The organism is Ruania zhangjianzhongii, from assembly GCF_008000995.1.
Classification (GTDB): Bacteria; Actinomycetota; Actinomycetes; order Actinomycetales; family Beutenbergiaceae; genus Ruania; species Ruania zhangjianzhongii.
Map to the genome: position 1 here is coordinate 2,653,035 of NZ_CP042828.1, position 17,829 is coordinate 2,670,863.

The following is a 17,829-nucleotide window of genomic DNA, read 5'->3' on the forward strand; positions in this document are numbered from 1 at the left end:
AGCCCAGCCGCTGCAACGCTCTGTTCGTGCCCTCTCTCCTCAGGCCAGCCATCGCGGCAGGTTCTTTGTCTCCCGCCCAGCCTGTTCTGACCGACGGAACGCTCACCCTACGGCCGTGGATCACTGGCGACATCCCCGGACTGGTGGCGGCGTACGCAGAGCCCGAGATCCAGCGGTGGCACGCTCGGTCGATGTCGGTAGCGGAGGCCGGTGACTGGATAGCGGACGCAGGCCAGACGTGGTCGGCGGGAACGGCAGCAAGTTGGGCTGTCGAGACCGACAGCCTGCTGGCCGGTCGCATGACCCTCAGATTTCACCTGCCCGACGGGTTCGCTGAAGCGGCGTACTGGACCCGGAGTACGTTCAGCGGACGTGGGGTCGCCTCTCGTGCGCTGCACGCGGCCACGGAGTGGGCCTTCTCGATCGGCATGCATCGAGTGGAGCTTGAACACTCCACGTTGAACTCCGCTTCGTGCCGAGTTGCCCTCAAGGCGGGGTTCACCGCAGAGGGGACTCGCCGTGAGGGGGCGCTGCACACCGACGGGTGGCACGACATGCACACCCACGGCAAGATTTCGGCAGAGGCGACGGGCAGTCAGGCGACGATGCCGTGCGCGTGACCCCGGTGGGGAGCCCATGCCGCACGCGTGCCCCCGGTCGGGCGACGACGCCGCACGCAGCGGCCGGGGGACATCCGTACTGGGGCAGGTCACCCGACGCCTCGCACGGGTGCAGCCCCTATGCGGCGGTGCCGGCCTGGTCCGCAGGGATGATCAGTTCGAGGTACTCACGCAGTCCAGCGGCGACGTCAATAGCAGGATTCAGCAGCCATTGGGTCTGCAGCCCGTCCCAGAGCGCGATCAACGATGCCGCCGCGCGCTCCGGGTCTACCCCGTCCCGCAACTTCCCCAGAATCTGCAGCTCGCGGAGCTCATCCGTGTATTCAGTGCGCAGTCGATCGAAGCGCTGCACGAAGTAGGACCGGCCAGGGTAGTCGTCGGTGACCGACTCACCGCACAGCACCGCATAGAGCTCAATCAGTCCCGGCACGCTCTCATTGAGGTGTGCCTGCTCCACGATCTGGTCCTGGAAGGCCATCCCTTCACCCAACTGGCTGGAGTCGGAGACTTCGTCCCGCCTGGCCAGGACCGCGACGAGCAGGTCGCGCTTGGAGGGGAAGTAGTGCAGCAGCGCCGTCTGGCTCAGTCCGACACGGTCGGCGACATCCTGCAACGATCCACCGCGATAGCCGTTCGCCGCGAACACCGCGAACGCCGCCGCGACAATGCTCCGGCGACGATACGCAGACTTCGCGTAGGGACCGCGGCGACGCGGCTTAGCCTCCTGTGCCATGGCTCCACACTAACGTCGAATGAATGTTGAGTGGGTACTCAACATTGATGCTACCGTCAATCCTGATGCTTGCGCACACCTCTCGCGACGAACACTGGGGGAGCCAGGCGTGGACCACTCGCCTCGGAGCTCCACCGCGGGGGCGCTCGTGGTTCCCGCGATCGGGCCCGACTCACCCAGTCGCCGCATCGATCGTCACCCATGACCGCCGACGCGTCCCGTTCATTGCGCTCACGATGACCGTGCAGAGGTGGTGACTACTGTGGCCGCTGGCAGCTCCCACACTTCCAGGAGAACAATGGATATCTACGCTCATCGTGGCGCATCGATCGAGTTGCCGGAGAACACGCTTGGAGCCTTTGCGAAAGCGATCGAGTACGGCGTCGACGGTGTCGAGCTGGATTGCTATCGGGCCCGGGACGGGCGGATCGTGGTGATCCATGACGAGACCCTGGAGCGCACCACCAATGCCACTGGCCCGGTGCGGGAGCGGACCGCGGCCGAACTGCGCCAGGTCGATGCCGGCCAGAGCGAGTATGTCCCCACTCTCGACGAGGTGCTTGCTCTGGTGGCCGGGAAGGTGCGGGTCAACATCGAGATCAAGGATCCCGAAGCCGTCGATGGAGTGATCGCGGCAGTGGCGGCTGTGGAGGGTCTGGACTGGTTCGCCTCCTCAGGAGACTGGTCTGCCCTCGAGCAGCTGTATGAGCGCGCGGGAGCGCCCGTGTACCCCTTGACCATCGGGGCGGAGGCAAACGTCACCGAGCGGATCGAGCGGCACCGCGGGCAGGCCAGCGCCGAGCAGCTGGAGAGGCTGAGCAGGGACTGGACAGACGCCGTGGCCTTCGCTCGGCGGCTGAGCGCCCCCGGCATCTCCATCTTTCAGCAGAACCTCACCGCCGATATCGTTGCCGGAGTTCACGACGCCGGACTGCAGGTGTGGGTCTGGACGGTGAACGAGCCCGCACGTGCCCTGGAGCTGATGGCGATGGGGGTGGACGCGATCTGCACGGACGCCCCTGCCGATCTCCTGACCGCCCGAGACAGTGTCGACCGATAGCTCAACCACTCCCATTCTTCCGCGGCAGTTTGCGAATGGGGGGCATGTGGCCCCGCGGTCTATCGGCGCGGATGAGCATGCCTCGAGAGGCGGCACGCACCTGAGGCCCTGAGGGAGGGATCGCGGCAGAGTGTGCCGTTCCCTCGGTCGGCGCCGGGCACCTGCCTCTCGCCGCCATACCCGCTCGCTCCCGTTCGCAGATCGTCACCGTCACGTCACCCGGCGGCCACGGCGGCGACGGATTCGGGACACCGTAGCCGTGTCAGATGGTGGCGCAGCTGTGCGTGCGCGGCCTTCTCGTACAGCGGAACTTGAATTTCGAGTGGCTACTCGAGTTTGTGTTAGCCTGCAACGGCACCGGCTCACCAGTCACGACGACAGCCCAGGAAGAAGAGGCCGACGATGCAGGAAAATGGAGCATGTCCGCGCTGAATGAACTGGCGCAGATGCGCCGCACGCGGGGCAAGAAGCGTCAGAGTCTGACGGGACGCGAGCGGCGGGAGGAACGCACCGCCTTCGGTTTCCTTACTCCGTGGCTGCTCGGCCTCGCACTCATCACTGTCGGCCCGATGGTGGCATCCCTGTATCTGTCGTTCACCGACTACAACTTCCTCCAGGACCCACAATGGGTCGGCGGAGAGAACTACGTCCGGTTGCTCAACGATCCAAGGTTCCACCAGGCACTACTGGTGACCTTCAAGTACGTCGTGATCTCCGTGCCTGTCCAACTTGCCGCGGCCCTACTGGTGGCGATCGTGCTGGACCGTGGCCTGCGGGGTCTGGCGCTCTACCGCTCCGCGTTCTACCTTCCGTCGCTGCTCGGCGGCTCGGTCGCGATCGCGATCCTGTGGCGCCAGATCTTCGGCGCCGAGGGGCTGGTGAACTGGGTGCTCGGGCTCGTCGGCATCGAAGGGATGAGCTGGATCGCGAATCCGGAGACCGCCCTCGGCACGCTCATCGTGCTGAATGTGTGGACCTTCGGTGCACCGATGATCATCTTCCTTGCCGGATTGCGGCAGATCCCCACGATGTACTACGAGGCAGCGGCAGTGGACGGCGCAGGCCGGGCACGGCGCTTCGTCAAGATCACGCTGCCGCTGCTCTCGCCCATCATCTTCTTCAACCTGATCCTTCAGTTGATCGGCGCGTTCCAGGCATTCACGCAGGCCTTCATCATCTCGGGCGGTAATGGCTCACCGGCCGATTCCACCCTCTTCTACACGCTCTATCTCTACATGCGCGGGTTCGGCAATTTCGAGATGGGCTACGCCTCGGCCATGGCCTGGGTGCTCGTCGCCATCATCGGCCTGTTTACGCTCATCAATTTCGTGGTCTCCAAGTACTGGGTTTTCTATGACGACTGATCGATCTGGAATCATCCGCCGCCTCGGGCGCCACGCAGTCCTTATCGTGGTGGCGGTGCTCATGCTCTATCCCGTGCTGTGGATGCTGCTTTCCTCACTACGGCCAGATGAAGCGATCTTCAACAGCGGCGGGATCTCCTTCTCCGACCTCTCCTTCGACAATTACGTCGAAGGATGGAACGCGCTGCGTCATCCGTTCACGCACTACCTGATCAACTCCGTGATCATCACCGCCGGCGCCATCATCGGCAACTTGGTCTCCTGCAGCATGGCGGCCTACGCCTTCGCACGGCTCAATTTCCGCGCGAACAAGGCCTTCTTCGCGATCATGTTGATGACGATCATGCTGCCGGTGCACGTGCTGCTCGTGCCGCAGTACGTCCTCTTCTCCGAACTCGGCTGGATCAATACCCCGCTCCCGCTCATCGTGCCGAAGCTGCTGGCGACCGACGCCTTCTTCGTGTTCCTCATGGTGCAGTTCATCCGTGGCATCCCCCGGGAGCTGGACGAGGCAGCCACGATCGACGGCGCAGGTCCCGTGCGCATCTTCGTGCGGATCATCCTGCCGCTGACCGTGCCGGCCCTCGCCACCACAGCCATCTTCACCTTCATCTGGACGTGGAACGACTTCCTCGGTCCGCTGATCTTCCTCACCGACTCCGACGCCTACACCGTGCAGTTGGCGCTGCGCACGTTCATCGATTCCAGTGGTGGCGGTGGCGGTTCGTCGTGGGGGTCGCTCTTCGCGATGTCCACAGTGTCCCTGCTGCCGGTCTTCGTGATCTTCCTGGTTGGCCAGCGGTACCTGGTTCGAGGTATCGCGACCACCGGCGGTAAATAACCCGACGGCGAGTGACCGTCAAGCACAGTCCAATCGAAAGGATTCACCATGAGAAGGCCGACAAAGCCGCGGGCGGTCGCCGCAGTCGCCGGGACCGCCGTGTTCAGCTTGGCTCTCGCCGCATGCTCGTCTGAGGAGGCCGACGACGGCACGGTCGTCATCGAGTACGGCTGGTGGGGGAGCGCGGAGAGCAACGACGCCACCTTCGCCGCTATCGAGGCCTTCGAAGCCGAGAATCCGGAGATCACCGTCGAAGGGGAGGCCTCGCCCTGGGACGGCTACTGGGACAAGCTGGCGACGATGACCGCCGGTGGGGACGCTCCCGATGTGATCCATATGCAAGAGCGGTACATTCGCGAGTACGGCGAGCGCGGCGCTCTTGCCGACATCCGCACCCTGGACGGGGTCGACCTGGACGCGCTGGACGAGGAGATGGTCTCCCTCGGTGACGTCGATGGCGCGCTGTACGCGCTCCCGGCAGGAGTCAACACCTTCACCGTTGCCGTGAACGAAGACCTCTTCGCCGAGGCCGGGGTCGAGGTGCCCGACGACCGCACTTGGACCTGGGAGGACTACTACGAGGCGTCGGCGGCGACCGCCTCCGAGGACGTGACCGGAGTCAACTACCGGGCCGGGATCGAGAACCTTCGCCCATGGCTGCACCAGCACGGCGAGACGATGTACAACGAGGAAGGCACCGGCGTCGGATTCTCCCGCGAGGTCTTGGTCTCCTACCTCGAGAACATCTTGACCCAGCGAGAGAACGGCGGGCCCACAGCCGATCAGGTCTCCGAAGAGATGGGACTGCCGATCGACGCCACGCTGTTCGGCACCGGCCGCCAGTCGATGACCTGGTTCTACACCTCCGAGCTCTCGCCGTTCGCCGACGCCGTAGGCGATCACGTGCGGCTCATGCGCGTCCCATCCCAGACCGGGGAGCCGACCGACTCGGGCATGTATCTCCGGGGCTCATCGTTCTACTCGGTCTCGGCGTACGCCGACGAGGAGGAACAAGAGGCAGCAGCACAGTTCATCGACTTCATGATCAACGACGCGGACGCGCTGGCAGAGATCGGCATGCTCCGGGGCGTACCGCCGAACACCCAGCTGGTCGAGGACATCAGTGGCGACCTGGGCGAGTCCGACCAGCAGGTACTCGACTTCGTGACCGAGCTCAGGCCCGACCTCACTGTCGACCCGGTGGCTCCGTCCGCACCGGGCACTGGCAACGTGCAGGGCATCTTCGACCGCGAGGTGCTCGAGATGCTGTACGACCGCACCACTCCGGACGAGGCAGCAGACCGAATCATCGAGGCGATCGACAGTGAGCTCGCCTGAGCAGCGGCGCCCCCCGGTGCGCCTGGCCGTGATCCGAGCAGAAGATCGCGGCCAGGCGTACCCGAACAGGATTCGTTCGACCTTGGACCAGGACCACGTCGCGCCGTGGCTCGCAGTAACCGAATCGGGGCTCTCCGACCTGCCGGGAAATGACCTGACGGCGAGTGGCCCTCGAGCACAGTCCCATCGAAAGGATCCATCATGAGGAAGCCTGCAAGGCCACGGGTGGTGGCCGCAGTCGCTGGGACAGCGGTGATCAGTCTGGCCCTCGCCGCCTGTTCGTCCGAGGAGGATGACGGCACTGTCGTCATCGAGTACGGCTGGTGGGGGAGCGCCGAGTCCGACGAGGCCACCTTTGCGGCCATCGAGGCGTTCGAAGCCGCGAATCCGGGGATCACTGTGGAAGGGGAGGCCACGCCCTGGGACGGCTACTGGGACAAGCTGGCGACGATGAGCGCCGGTGGGGACGCCCCCGATGTCATCCACATGTCCGAGCGATACATTCGCGAGTACGGCGAGCGCGATGCTCTCGCCGACATCCGTGGTCTCGACGGGATCGACCTGGACAGCCTGGACGAGGCCGTGGTCTCGCTCGGTGAATCCGACGGCGCGTTGTACGCGGTTCCGGCGGGAGTCAACACCTTCACTGTTGCCGTGAACGCGGACCTCTTCGCCGAGGCCGGGGTCGAGGTGCCCGACGACCGCACTTGGACCTGGGAGGACTACTACGAGGCGTCGGCGGCGACGTCATCGGGGGAGGTGACCGGAGTCAACTACCGGGCGGGAGTCGAGAACCTTCGCCCGTGGCTGCACCAGCACGGCGAGACGATGTACAACGAGGAAGGTACCGGCGTCGGGTTCTCCCGCGAGGTACTGGTCTCCTACCTCGAGAACATCTTGACCCAGCGGCAGAATGGTGGGCCCACGGCCGATCAGGTCTCCGAAGAGATGGGACTGCCTCTCGAGGCCACGCTGTTCGGCACTGGTAGCCAGTCGATGACTTGGTTCTACTCCTCCGAGCTGGGGCCGTTTGCCGCAGCTGCGGGTGAGGACGTGCGGCTCATGCGCGTCCCATCTCAGACCGGGGAGCCGACCGACTCGGGCATGTATCTGCGCGGCTCATCGTTCTACTCGGTCTCGGCGTACGCCGACGAGGAGGAGCAGGAAGCGGCGGCACAGTTCATCGACTTCATGATCAACGACGCGGACGCGCTGGCAGAGATCGGCATGCTCCGGGGCGTGCCGCCGAACACCGAGCTGGTCGAGGAGATCAGCGGCGACTTGGACGAAGTCGACCAGCAGGTGCTCGAGTTCGTGACCGAGCTCAGGCCCGATCTCGCCGTGGACTCGCCGCCTCCCTCCCCACCGGGCTCCGGCAACGTGCAGGGCATCTTCGACCGCGAGGTGCTCGAGATGCTGTACGACCGCACCACTCCGGACGAGGCAGCAGACCGAATCATCGAGGCGATCGATAATGAGCTCGCCTGATCAGCGGCGCACCCCGGTGCGCCTGGCCGTGATCGGAGCAGGAAACCGCGGCCAGGCGTACCTGGACTGGGTTCGCTCGAACCAGGATCGAGCTGTTCTGGTCGCGGTCGCCGATCCGCGGTCCTCGGCGAGGAACGAGATCCGGCGCGGTTTCGCCGAGGTGCACGAGTACGAGGACTGGCGCCCGCTGATCGCGGCAGCCGATGCACTCGAACTCGACGCAGTGATCGTCGCGACCCAAGATCGGGACCACGTCCAGCCGTGCCTCGCAGTCGCCGAATCCGGGCTCGCATTGCTGGCGGAGAAACCGCTCGGAGTCACGGCCGAGGAGTGCGAGACGATCGTCACCGCCGTGCAGCGAGCGGACATCCCGTTCGCCGTCGGGCACGTGATGCGGTACACCCCGTACACCGACCTGGTGCGTCGCGTCATCGGATCGGGGCAGATCGGCGAGGTGATCAATGTCCAACACCTGGAGCCGGTCGGGTGGTGGCACGCCGCGCATTCCTACGTCCGGGGGAACTGGCGCAACACGGCGCAATCGTCGCCGATGCTGCTCGCGAAGAGCTCGCACGACATCGACTGGCTCATGTACGTCACCGGGAAGACGATCGACTCGGTCGCCAGCTTCGGCAACCGTTCCCACTTCCGCGAGTCGGCGGCTCCCGACGGGTCGGCGGAGCGTTGTCTGGACTGTGCGGTCGAACCGGACTGTCCCTACTCTGCGAAGAAGATCTATCTCGAACCGACACAGCGTTCAGGGCGTGTCCAGTGGCCGGCCACTGTCGTCACCGACGGCGAATCGGAGGCCGAGCTGATCGAGGCGCTTGCCTCCGGCCCGTATGGCCGCTGCGTCTACCGCTGCGACAACGACGTGGTCGACCACCAGGTCGTCGCGCTCCGCTTCGACGACGGGACGGCCGGTACCTTCACCATGACGGCGTTCTCGGAGCACGCGAACCGGCGGACGCAGTTCTTCGGCACCCGGGGGAGCATCGATGGTGACGGCGACAGCATCGAGGTCTTCGACTTCGCCACCGGAGAACGCGAACGGATCGAGGTGACCAGCCAGGGATCGTTCGACGCTGGTGGGGGTCACGCCGGCGGCGACGACGGCCTGATCTCCGCCTTCGTCCAGGCGCTCGCCACCGGGGATCGCTCGCACATCCGCTCCGGACCGACCGAGACGTTACGCAGCCACCTCAGTGTGTTTGCTGCCGAGGAGTCCCGGCTCGATGGACAGACGAAGCAGGTAGTTCTCCCAGCCCGGTAGCCACGACACCCGACCCGCGAGGCACCACCGGTTCTCGGTTCATCGAGGCTACGGTAGGCGGGTGCCCGAGTACCGCTTCGCCCGCAACCCCGGTGGTGGGGTGGTCTCCTCGGCGGACCGAGTGGCCTGGCTGCGCGCGCGGCTCTGGGGCGTGACCGCCACGGACGCCCGGCGTCTGGTCACCTCCCGGGGCAAGGTAAGCAAACAGCGCACCCGCCTGCTCGCGGAGAAGCTTTCCGGGCGCACCCTGCCTCGCCTGCCGCAGTTCGCCCACGGGATCGAACGCGAGCCGGTGATCGCCCACTGGGTGCACCAGCGGTTTGGCATCGCCCCGAGCGGGGCGCTCTGCCACGGTGCGAACCACCGGCACCTGGCCACCCCGGACGGTCTCGGCGAGCATTCCATCGCCGAGATCAAGACCTCGGTGGCAGATCTGGACAGCACTGCCCGCACCTACACCGACCAGCTGCAGTGGCAGCTGCACGTGACCGGCTGCGAGCAGGTGCTGTTCGTGGTGGAGCACCGGCACACGATGCGCCGCGACTTTCGCTGGGTGGGCCGGGACGAGGCACGGATCGCACTGCTCGCCGAGCATGCGGACACCTTCCTCGCCGAGCTGGACGCGGCCCGGGCTGCCTGGGTCGAGCGCGCCGAGCAGGAGGAGCAGGTGGCCCGCTGGTGGGACGAGCGGGCACCGGAGACTGCCGCCGCACCACCGGACTGGGCCGGCGCCGGCCATGCGCCAGCGTCCTCCCGCGCGGCGACGTAGCATGGGAAGCCGCGCGTGGCACAGCGATCGGAGGGCGCCGGGTGAGCGAGCTGGAACGGCTACACAGCCCTGAGGACCTGCGCAGGTTGTCCCCCCGCCGGCTGGAAGCGCTGGCTGAGGAGATCCGCACCTTCCTGATCGAAGCGGTCGCCCGCACGGGCGGCCACCTCGGCCCGAACCTCGGCGTGGTGGAGCTGACGCTGGCGATCCACCGGGTGTTCCGCTCACCGCGGGACTCGATCGTGTTCGACACCGGCCACCAGGCCTATGTGCACAAGCTGCTCACCGGCAGGCAGGACTTCGCCACGCTGCGCCGCCGCGGCGGGCTCTCCGGCTACCCGAGCCGGACCGAGTCCGACCACGACATCGTGGAGAACTCGCACGCCTCTACCGCCGTCTCCTGGGCGGACGGCATCTCCCGGGCCCGGTTGCTGGCCGGCGACACCGACCGGCACGTGGTGGCGGTGATCGGTGACGGTGCGCTCACCGGGGGACTGGCGTGGGAGGCGTTGAACAACCTCGCCTCCTCTCCGAACCAGCGCGTGGTGATCGTCGTCAACGACAATGGCTGGTCCTACTCACCGACCGTGGGCGGCCTGGCCCGCTACCTGGACGCCGTGCGTACCGACCGCAACTACGAGCGCATGCTCGGCTGGGGCAAGCGCACGCTGCACCGCGGGGGGCCTCCTGGCCGGCTGGCCTATGACGCACTGCACGGGATGAAGAAGGGGCTCAAGGACGTCCTGACTCCCCAGCGCCACATGTTCGACGAGATCGGGATCAAGTCGATCGGCCCGGTGGACGGGCACGATCTGGACGCCATGGACGCCGCGCTGCGGGCCGCGAAACGGTTCGGTGGCCCCGTGATCGTGCACGCCATCACCCAGAAGGGCCACGGGTACACGCCGGCCGAGAGCGACGGCGTGGACCGGTTCCACACGGTCAAGGCGATCCATCCGGAGACGGGGCTACCGGTCGTTGCCTCCCGGTTCGAGTGGGGGGCGGTATTCGCCGACGAGATCGTCAAGATCGCCCGGGCCCGCTCGGACGTGGTCGGGATCACCGCGGCGATGCCGGTCCCGGTGGGCCTGGCGCCGATGGCCGAGCAGTTCCCGGACCGGGTGGTCGACGTGGGGATCGCCGAGCAGCACGCGCTCACCTCCGCCGCCGGGATGGCGTTCGCCGGCCTGCACCCCGTGGTGGCGCTGTACGCCACGTTCCTGAACCGCGCCTTCGACCAGCTGTTGATGGACGTCGCGCTGCACCGGGCCGGCGTGACGCTCGTGCTCGACCGCGCAGGCCTCACCGGTGACGACGGGCCCAGTCACAACGGGATGTGGGACCTGGCGATGCTGCGTCTGGTGCCCGGTCTGCAGTTGGCCGCCCCGCGGGACGAAGCCACGCTCCGCGAGGCACTCCGGGAGGCGATCGCCGTCGACGACGCACCCACGGTGCTCCGCTACCCCAAGGGGGCGCTCGGGGAGCCCATCCGGGCGATCGCTCGCACCGGTGGGGTGGACGTGCTCGCCCGGCACACTGGCCTGGGGGAGCACCGGGTCCTGATCGTGGGCATCGGCGCCTTCGTCAAGGCCGCGGTGGAAACGGGGGAGGCGCTGGCCGAACAGGGATTCTCGGTCACCGTGGTTGACCCCCGTTGGCCGATCCCGATGCCGGAGGCAGTGCTCGACGGCGCTGCTCGCCACTCTCTGGTGGTCACCATCGAGGACGGTCTGGTCTCCGGTGGGGTCGGTGCCGGGTTGCGGGAGCAGCTCGCCGAGCGGGGGGTCAGCACGCCGGTGCTCACCCGCGGTGTGCCGCACCGGTTCCTGGCCCACGCATCCCGGGCGGAGCTGATCGAAGAGTTCGGTCTGCGCGCCCAGGACATCGCCCGTGACGCTGCGGCCGCGGTGATGGCACACACGAGTAGTAGAGCCGATGACCGCCTCGCGCCGCGCGCACCAGGTTCCGCGGGCTAGCATGGTCGCCAGGCAGGTCACCGACGCGAAGGGAGGCCGGATGCGTCACGCCGGCGGGTGGGATGGCACGAACGACATCGTGGTCTTCAGCGGCAGCGCTCATCCGGCGCTGACAGACCGCATCTGCGCTGAGCTCGGCCTGCAGGTCGCACCGTCGCGGACCTCGCGGTTCAGCAACGACTGCCTGCAGTCACAGCTATTGAGCAACTGCCGGCAGCGGGACGTGTACATCGTGCAGCCACTGGTGCCGCCCACCCAGGACCACCTGATGGAGCTCCTGCTGATGGTGAACGCCGCCCGCGGCGCGTCGGCGGCCCAGGTGACGGCGGTGATCCCGCACTTCGCCTATGCCCGCTCGGACAAGAAGGATGCGTCCCGAATCTCCTTGGGCGGGCGCCTGGTAGCGGACATGCTGCAGACCGCCGGGGTGGACCGGGTGCTGACGATGACGCTGCATGCCCCGCAGGTACACGGCTTCTTCTCTGTGCCGGTGGACCACCTCACCGCCCTCGGTGTGCTCGCCGACCACTACCGGGAGCAGGACCTCAGCAACTCGATCGTGGTCTCCCCGGACCTGGGCAACGCCAAGGAGGCCACCCAGTTCTCCCGGTTGCTCGGGCTGCCGGTGGCCGCCGGGTCGAAGCAGCGGATGAGTGACGACCGGGTAGTGGTGGACGCGATCGTCGGTGACGTGGCCGGGAAGCGGGCGATCATCCTGGATGACGAGATCGCCACCGGTGGCTCGATCATCACGCTGTTGGAACGCCTTGCCGCCGACGGCGCCACCGGAGCCTCGGTCGCCTGCACGCACGGGCTGTTCACCGGATCCGCGCAGGAACGGCTCACTGAGCACCCGATGATCACCGAAGTGGTCACCACGGACACGGTGCCGGCGCCGGCGGACTGGCACGACCTGACCACCCGGTCTGTCGCGCAGCTGTTCGCCGAGGCGATCCGGCGGGTGCACGAGGGGGAGTCGGTCTCCAGCCTGTTCGACGGCGTCGACCCCACCCACGCACCCCCGCAGCCCAGCCTGTTCGAACCGGACCGGCGGACCATGCCGCGCCGGGACTACGCCAGCGCGCCCGCCCGCTGAAGGTAGGGGGTGATCCCGCCGAGGTGGAAGGGCCATCCGGCGCCGAGGATCATGCCCAGGTCGATGTCCTCCTTCTCCGCCACCACACCCTCGGCGAGCATGAGCTGCGTCTCTTCGGCCAGTGCCTGCTGCACCCGGGTGAGCAGCCCCGCCCCGTCCTGGCCGCCGGCTTCGGCGCGGGAGCCGAAGTACCGGCCGATCGACTCATCGACAGGTGAGGCGGCGCTCGGGCGAGACTCGAACGCCACGAACGGGGCGCCGTCGGCAATCATCTGCTCCAGCCCCGGTGACGTGGGGTAGCGGTCCCCGAGCTGCTCGCGCAACGTGTCCAGCACGTGCCCGGCGACGGCCGGGCCAACCAGCTGGAGCAGCTGGAACGGCCCCATCGGCAGGCCCATCGGGCGTAGGGCCCGGTCGGCCACCGCAACCTCGGTACCGTCCTCCAGGGAGCCGAGCACCTCGCCGAGCAGGCGCACCAACAACCGGTTCACCACGAAGCCGGGAGCATCGGCCACGGCGATCGCGGACTTGCGGCACGCCTTGGCGACGGCGAACGCGGTGGCATAAGCGGCGTCGTCAGTGCTCTCGGTGCGGATCACCTCGACCAGCGGCATCTGCGCCACCGGGTTGAAGAAGTGGATGCCGACCACCCGCTCGGGGTGCGCCAGCCCGCTCGACATGGCGGTGATGGACAGGGCGGAGGTGTTCGTCGCGAGCACGGCGTCGGGGCGGATCACCTGCTCCAGCTCGGCGAACACCTGCTGCTTGACGCTCAGTTCCTCGAACACCGCCTCGATCACCAAGTCCGCCTGGGCGAGGTCCGACAGTTCGGTGGTGCCGGAGACCAGGGAGCGGACCCGGTTGGCCTCCGCGTCGCCCATCCGGCCCTTGCCGACCAGCTTGTCCAGCTCGGCATGGACATAGCCGACGCCGCGCTCGGTGCGCTCAGTGTCCAGGTCGCGCATGATCACCGGGACCTGCATCCGGCGGGCGAACAGCAGCGCGAGCTGGGAGGCCATCAGGCCGGCACCCGCGATGCCGATGCTGCGGACTGGGCGCGCCTGATCCGCATCCGGGGCACCGGCGGGGTTCTTGGCGCGGCGGCTGGTCAGATCGAAGGCGTATACCGACGCGGCGAACTCGGGAGAGCAGATCAGCTCGGCGAGCGCCTGGTTCTCCGCCTCGAAGCACTCCGCCCGCTCACTGGTTGCGGACAGCTCCAGCAGGTCCAGGGCGCGGTAGGCGGCGGGTGCGGCGCCGTGCAGGCGGGCGTCCACCTGCTCGCGGGCGGCGCTGATCAGCTCGTGCGCCTCGTCCGCGGACGTCGGTTCCCGGCGGGGTGGGGTGATCTCGCCACGGAGCACACCCGAGGCGAACCGGATCGACTCGGCGAGGAAGTCCGCGGAGTCGATCACGGCGTCGGCGATGCCGAGCTCGCCGGCCTGGGCGGACTTCAGCTGGGTGTTCTGCTTCATCGGGTTGCTGATGATCACCTGCAGCGCATTGGCCATCCCGATCAGCCGGGGCAGGTGGTAGGTGCCGCCCCAGCCGGGGATCAGACCGAGGAACACCTCCGGCAGGCCGATCCCGCGCACTGCGGAGGACACGGTGCGGTAGTCACAGGCCAGGGCAAGCTCCAGGCCGCCGCCGAGGGCAACCCCGCCGACGAAGGCGAACGTGGGCACCGGCAGGTCGGCGAGGATCGTGTAGGTCTCGTGGCCCATCTCGGCGATCTGCCGGGCGGCCTCGGGGGTGGTCAGCTGGGCGGCCTGATGCAGGTCGGCGCCGGCGGCGAAGTGGAACTGCTTCCCGGTGACGCCGACGGCGACGATCTCGCCGGCCTCGGCACGGGCGCTGAGCTGCTCGAGCGCCGTGCGCAGCTCGGCCATCCCCTCTGGTCCGAAGGTGATCGGCTTCGTCGGCCCGGCGCCGTTCTCCAGGGTGATCAGGGCGAGGGTGCCCAGATCGGCCAGCTGCACGTCCCGCACGAGGGCGCGGGTGATCCGCTCGGTCATCGCTGGGTCTCCTTCTCGTCGGTGTGGTGCGGGTTGGCCCAGATCACCGAGCCGCCCTGACCCAGTCCCACGCACATCGTGGTCAGGCCGTAACGCACCTCGGGGTGGGCCTCGAACTGGCGGGCGAGCTGGCTCATCAACCGGATGCCGGAGGCGGCCAGCGGGTGGCCGACGGCGATCGCGCCGCCGTAGGGGTTCACCCGAGGGTCGTTGTCAGACAGATCGAAGGCGTCCAGGAACGCGAGCACCTGCACGGCGAACGCCTCGTTGATCTCGAACAGGCCGATGTCGGAGATCTGCAGCCCGGCCCGCTCCAGGGCTCTCCGGGTGGCCGGCACCGGGCCGAGACCCATCAGTGCGGGATCCACCCCGGCGTAGGCGTAGGAGACCAGTCGGGCCCGTGGGGCCAGGCCGTGCTCGGCGGCCAGGTCGGCGGAGGTGAGCAAGGCGGCCGTGGCGCCATCGGTCAGTGGTGAGGAGGTGGCGGCAGTGACCCGGCCGCCCGGGCGGAAGGGTGTGGGCAGATCGGCCATCCCGGCGACGGTGGTGCCCGGGCGGGGCGGCTCATCGGCAGACGCCAGGCCCCAGCCACGCTCGGGGTCGGGCACACCGACCGGCACCAGGTCCGGATCGATGTGGCCGGCGGCCAGGGCCTCTGCGTACTTGCGCTGGGAGGCTTCGGCATAGGCATCGGCGCGGGCCCGGGTGAGGGCGGGGTAGGCATCGTGCAGGTTCTCCGCGGTGGCGCCCATCACCAGGGCGTCGGTGGAGACCAGGCGTTCGGTCATGAACCGGGGGTTCGGGTCGGCATCCTTCCCCAGCGGGTGGTGCCCCATGTGCTCCACCCCGCCGGCGATGGCGGCGTCCCCGGCACCGATCGCGATCTGCGCGGCCACGCTGGTGACGGCGGTCATCGCCCCGGCGCACATCCGGTCGATGGCGTAGCCGGGCACCGTTCCGGGCAGGCCGGCGAGCACGCCGACCGTGCGGCCGAGAGTCAGGCCCTGGTCGCCGACCTGAGAAGTAGCAGCGATCGCGACCTCGTCGATCTGCTCCGGCGGCAGCTGCGGATGGCGGCGGAGCAGATCGCGCACCACCGCCGTGGCGATGTCGTCGGCACGGGTGTGGGCGTACAAACCGTCCGGCCTGGCGCGGCCGAACGGGGATCGGAGCGCGTCGACAAGCACGACGTCACGGCCGAGGAGTGGCATCAGGACCTCCCGGTCACCTCAGTGAGACTGTGAGTACTAGGTACTTCTCGTCCCACTCTAGTACCAGGTGGAGGGGAACGCTGCCCATGGCTTGGCACAGACCGGCGCGTCGAGTGGTCGCCAACGATGGGTCCACCGTCATCGCACCCGGCAGGAGTGGCGACGCGCGGGGGAGGGCGGGCAGCTGGGTGGGGTGGGATCAGTGGTCGGTGGCGGTGACCAGCTCGTGGCTGAGGGCGTCGGCGACCGCCTGCACCTGCCAGTCTCGGGCACCGAGGCCGCGGAGGTAGTCCGCCACCGACTCGGTGCTGAGGTCCTTCGGGGGTGACCAGGCGAGCCGGCGCTGATACTCCGGGGTGAGCAGGTTCTCCTGTGGCAGGTGCAGCTCCTCGGCGAGCATGCGCACCGTGGCCCGCACCAGCACCAGGCGCTGCGCCCCCTCAGGATTGCGGTCCTTCCACGCCTTCGGCGGCGGTAGCGTGTCCGAGGCAGGCGCGCGCCGGGAGGGGTAGCGGGACGGGTCCAGGTCCTTGGCCCGCTGCAGCGCCTCGAACCAGGTCCGCATCCGGCGGGCGGCGTTCTTGGTGCGGAAGCCGGGCAGCTGAGCCAGCTGAGGCATCGTGGCCGGCCGGCTCACCGCAGCAGCCACGATCGCGGCATCGGTGAGCACCCGGCCCGGGGCGATGTCGGCGCTGCGTGCCTGGGCGTCCCGCGCGTTCCACAGCTCGCGCACGACTGCCAGACCCAGCCCGTCCCGGACCTGGTGGCTGCCGGAGGTGCGCCGCCACGGCTCGCGCCGCGGTGGCGGTGGGGGCGCCGTGCGCACCGCCTCGAACTCCTGAGTGGCCCAGTCCAGCTTGCCGGCGTCGGACAGCTCGGCAGCCAGCTTCGTCCGGAGCTCGACCAGCACCTCCACGTCCAGTGCGGCGTAGCGCAACCAGTTCTCCGGCAGCGGCCGGGTGGACCAGTCGGCCGCCGAGTGCTCCTTGGCCAGCTCCAAGCCAAGCTCGGCGGCCACCATCGTGGCCAGACCTACCCGTTCGTAGCCGAGTAGCCGGGCGGCCAGCTCGGTGTCGAACAGGGTGGCGGGAGTCATGCCTACTTCGGCGAGACAGGGCAGGTCCTGGTTCGCGGCGTGCAGCACCCATTCGGCCGGGGCGATCGCCGCGGACAGCTCGCTCAAGTCGGGGACCGCCTGCGGGTCGATCAACGCCGTCCCGGAGCCCTCCCGGCGCAGCTGAACCAGATAGGCGCTCTGCCCGTACCGGTAGCCGGAGGCCCGTTCGGCGTCCACGGCCACCGGCCCGTTGCCGGCGCCGAAGGCGTCGATGGTTTCGGCGAGAGCGGCCGGGGTGTCCACCACGCCGGTCAACCCGTCGGCGGGTTCGGTCAGCGGCGTCAGCGTCTGGTCGCTCTCCGGGGTATCTGCAGCACTCATCGCTTCGGCTTCAACGGGCTGACGTTGTCCGGCATCGGCGGCAGCCCGGCGGCCTGGCAGGTCATCAGCGCCCAGGACCGCAGGTGCGGTGCGAGATCGGTGGTGCGAGGCGTCCAGGAGGCCCGGATCTCGATCTCCACCTCACCAGAGCGCAGCTCGAGTCCGCCGAAGGTCTCCGAGAGTACCCGGGTGACGGTGCCGGACAGCGAGTGGTAGGGCGCTTCCTGCGCCTCGAGGGCGTCGGTGAGCCAGGACCAGCCGACCTCGCCGAGCATCGGGTCGCCGGCGAACTCTGCCTCCAGCGTGGCTCTGGCCATCACGATCACCCGGAACTCCCCGTTCCACGCCTCCTGACCCTCCGGGTCATAGAGCACCACGAACCGCCCGGAGCCGAGCAGCTCGTCCGGATCTCGGCTCGGATTCACCTCACCGGTCAGGGCCAGCGCGTACGGCGCGATCCGGGTGGGCGGCGGGATCTCCTCGAGATGGAACTCGGGCCGCATCCGGTGCCCGCGCAGGCTCAGCAGGGCGGCCTCGAAGTCCGGAGGCGCGACCGGGGTGCGCTGCACGTTCACGTGTACAGGCTAGGCCGCGTACAGCATCTGGG

At 68.3% G+C, this 17,829-nt stretch carries 15 protein-coding genes; 10 read left to right on the top strand and 5 right to left on the bottom strand.

Annotated features, from left to right (window positions below; genetic code table 11):
- Positions 1-26: 26 nt before the first annotated feature.
- Entirely contained in the window at positions 27-620 is a 594-nt protein-coding gene (locus tag FU260_RS12315; RefSeq protein ID WP_147917333.1) for a GNAT family N-acetyltransferase, read from the top strand.
- A 118-nt stretch (positions 621-738) separates the two neighbouring features.
- Here FU260_RS12315 and FU260_RS12320 read toward each other — a convergent pair whose 3' ends face one another.
- Positions 739-1,353, bottom strand: coding sequence for a TetR/AcrR family transcriptional regulator (locus FU260_RS12320; RefSeq protein WP_147917334.1), 615 nt, complete (start codon positions 1,351-1,353; stop codon positions 739-741).
- Between the two features lie 298 nt (positions 1,354-1,651).
- Here FU260_RS12320 and FU260_RS12325 point away from each other — a divergent pair, with 298 nt between their 5' ends.
- The 9 genes from FU260_RS12325 (at position 1,652) to FU260_RS12365 (ending at position 12,558) form a co-directional block, all read left to right on the top strand.
- Positions 1,652-2,413 (top strand): glycerophosphodiester phosphodiesterase, encoded by a 762-nt coding sequence (locus tag FU260_RS12325; protein WP_147917335.1) that lies wholly within the window; start codon positions 1,652-1,654, stop codon positions 2,411-2,413.
- A gap of 419 nt (positions 2,414-2,832) precedes the next feature.
- Positions 2,833-3,777: a carbohydrate ABC transporter permease gene (locus tag FU260_RS12330; protein WP_147919465.1), complete on the top strand. Its 945-nt coding sequence runs from the start codon at positions 2,833-2,835 to the stop codon at positions 3,775-3,777.
- Entirely contained in the window at positions 3,767-4,618 is an 852-nt protein-coding gene (locus FU260_RS12335) for a carbohydrate ABC transporter permease (protein ID WP_147917336.1), read from the top strand. Before FU260_RS12330 ends, FU260_RS12335 begins: the two co-directional genes overlap by 11 nt.
- A 48-nt stretch (positions 4,619-4,666) precedes the next feature.
- Positions 4,667-5,956, top strand: coding sequence for an ABC transporter substrate-binding protein (locus FU260_RS12340; RefSeq protein WP_147917337.1), 1,290 nt, complete (start codon positions 4,667-4,669; stop codon positions 5,954-5,956).
- A gap of 201 nt (positions 5,957-6,157) precedes the next feature.
- Positions 6,158-7,444 (top strand): ABC transporter substrate-binding protein, encoded by a 1,287-nt coding sequence (locus FU260_RS12345; protein WP_147917338.1) that lies wholly within the window; start codon positions 6,158-6,160, stop codon positions 7,442-7,444.
- On the top strand, positions 7,431-8,717 hold the full coding sequence (locus FU260_RS12350) for a Gfo/Idh/MocA family protein (RefSeq protein WP_147917339.1): 1,287 nt from the start codon (positions 7,431-7,433) through the stop codon (positions 8,715-8,717). The genes FU260_RS12345 and FU260_RS12350 overlap by 14 nt, the downstream gene beginning before the upstream one ends.
- Positions 8,718-8,778: 61 nt before the next feature.
- Positions 8,779-9,486, top strand: a complete 708-nt coding sequence (locus tag FU260_RS12355; RefSeq protein WP_147917340.1) for a YqaJ viral recombinase family protein — start codon at positions 8,779-8,781, stop codon at positions 9,484-9,486.
- Between the two features lie 41 nt (positions 9,487-9,527).
- Complete coding sequence (gene dxs / locus FU260_RS12360) at positions 9,528-11,462, top strand: 1-deoxy-D-xylulose-5-phosphate synthase (protein ID WP_147917341.1); 1,935 nt, start codon at positions 9,528-9,530, stop codon at positions 11,460-11,462.
- A 40-nt stretch (positions 11,463-11,502) separates the two neighbouring features.
- Positions 11,503-12,558 carry a ribose-phosphate diphosphokinase gene (locus FU260_RS12365; RefSeq protein WP_147917342.1) on the top strand — a complete coding sequence of 352 codons (1,056 nt, stop codon included), beginning with the start codon at positions 11,503-11,505 and terminating at the stop codon, positions 12,556-12,558.
- Here FU260_RS12365 and FU260_RS12370 read toward each other — a convergent pair.
- From FU260_RS12370 to FU260_RS12385, 4 genes are all read right to left on the bottom strand, one after another.
- The gene (locus FU260_RS12370; protein ID WP_147917343.1) at positions 12,534-14,573 is read right to left on the bottom strand and encodes a 3-hydroxyacyl-CoA dehydrogenase NAD-binding domain-containing protein; all 2,040 of its coding nucleotides are present in this window, start codon (positions 14,571-14,573) and stop codon (positions 12,534-12,536) included. The genes FU260_RS12365 and FU260_RS12370 overlap by 25 nt on opposite strands.
- Positions 14,570-15,784, bottom strand: a complete 1,215-nt coding sequence (locus FU260_RS12375; RefSeq protein WP_147917344.1) for a thiolase family protein — start codon at positions 15,782-15,784, stop codon at positions 14,570-14,572. Before FU260_RS12375 ends, FU260_RS12370 begins: the two co-directional genes overlap by 4 nt.
- A 199-nt stretch (positions 15,785-15,983) precedes the next feature.
- Entirely contained in the window at positions 15,984-17,222 is a 1,239-nt protein-coding gene (locus FU260_RS12380; protein ID WP_147917345.1) for an HRDC domain-containing protein, read from the bottom strand.
- Positions 17,219-17,797 (bottom strand): DUF3000 domain-containing protein, encoded by a 579-nt coding sequence (locus FU260_RS12385; protein WP_235912325.1) that lies wholly within the window; start codon positions 17,795-17,797, stop codon positions 17,219-17,221. The genes FU260_RS12380 and FU260_RS12385 overlap by 4 nt, the downstream gene beginning before the upstream one ends.
- Positions 17,798-17,829 lie beyond the last annotated feature (32 nt).

What these genes read in the sequence shown, in the direction of transcription:
- FU260_RS12320 (WP_147917334.1), bottom strand. Translation starts at nt 1,353, where the DNA reads ATGGCACAGGAGGCTAAGCCGCGTCGCCGCGGTCCCTACGCGAAGTCT.
- FU260_RS12325 (WP_147917335.1), top strand. Translation starts at nt 1,652, where the DNA reads ATGGATATCTACGCTCATCGTGGCGCATCGATCGAGTTGCCGGAGAAC.
- FU260_RS12330 (WP_147919465.1), top strand. Translation starts at nt 2,833, where the DNA reads ATGTCCGCGCTGAATGAACTGGCGCAGATGCGCCGCACGCGGGGCAAG.
- FU260_RS12335 (WP_147917336.1), top strand. Translation starts at nt 3,767, where the DNA reads ATGACGACTGATCGATCTGGAATCATCCGCCGCCTCGGGCGCCACGCA.
- FU260_RS12340 (WP_147917337.1), top strand. Translation starts at nt 4,667, where the DNA reads ATGAGAAGGCCGACAAAGCCGCGGGCGGTCGCCGCAGTCGCCGGGACC.
- FU260_RS12345 (WP_147917338.1), top strand. Translation starts at nt 6,158, where the DNA reads ATGAGGAAGCCTGCAAGGCCACGGGTGGTGGCCGCAGTCGCTGGGACA.
- FU260_RS12350 (WP_147917339.1), top strand. Translation starts at nt 7,431, where the DNA reads ATGAGCTCGCCTGATCAGCGGCGCACCCCGGTGCGCCTGGCCGTGATC.
- FU260_RS12365 (WP_147917342.1), top strand. Translation starts at nt 11,503, where the DNA reads ATGCGTCACGCCGGCGGGTGGGATGGCACGAACGACATCGTGGTCTTC.
- FU260_RS12370 (WP_147917343.1), bottom strand. Translation starts at nt 14,573, where the DNA reads ATGACCGAGCGGATCACCCGCGCCCTCGTGCGGGACGTGCAGCTGGCC.
- FU260_RS12375 (WP_147917344.1), bottom strand. Translation starts at nt 15,784, where the DNA reads ATGCCACTCCTCGGCCGTGACGTCGTGCTTGTCGACGCGCTCCGATCC.
- FU260_RS12380 (WP_147917345.1), bottom strand. Translation starts at nt 17,222, where the DNA reads ATGAGTGCTGCAGATACCCCGGAGAGCGACCAGACGCTGACGCCGCTG.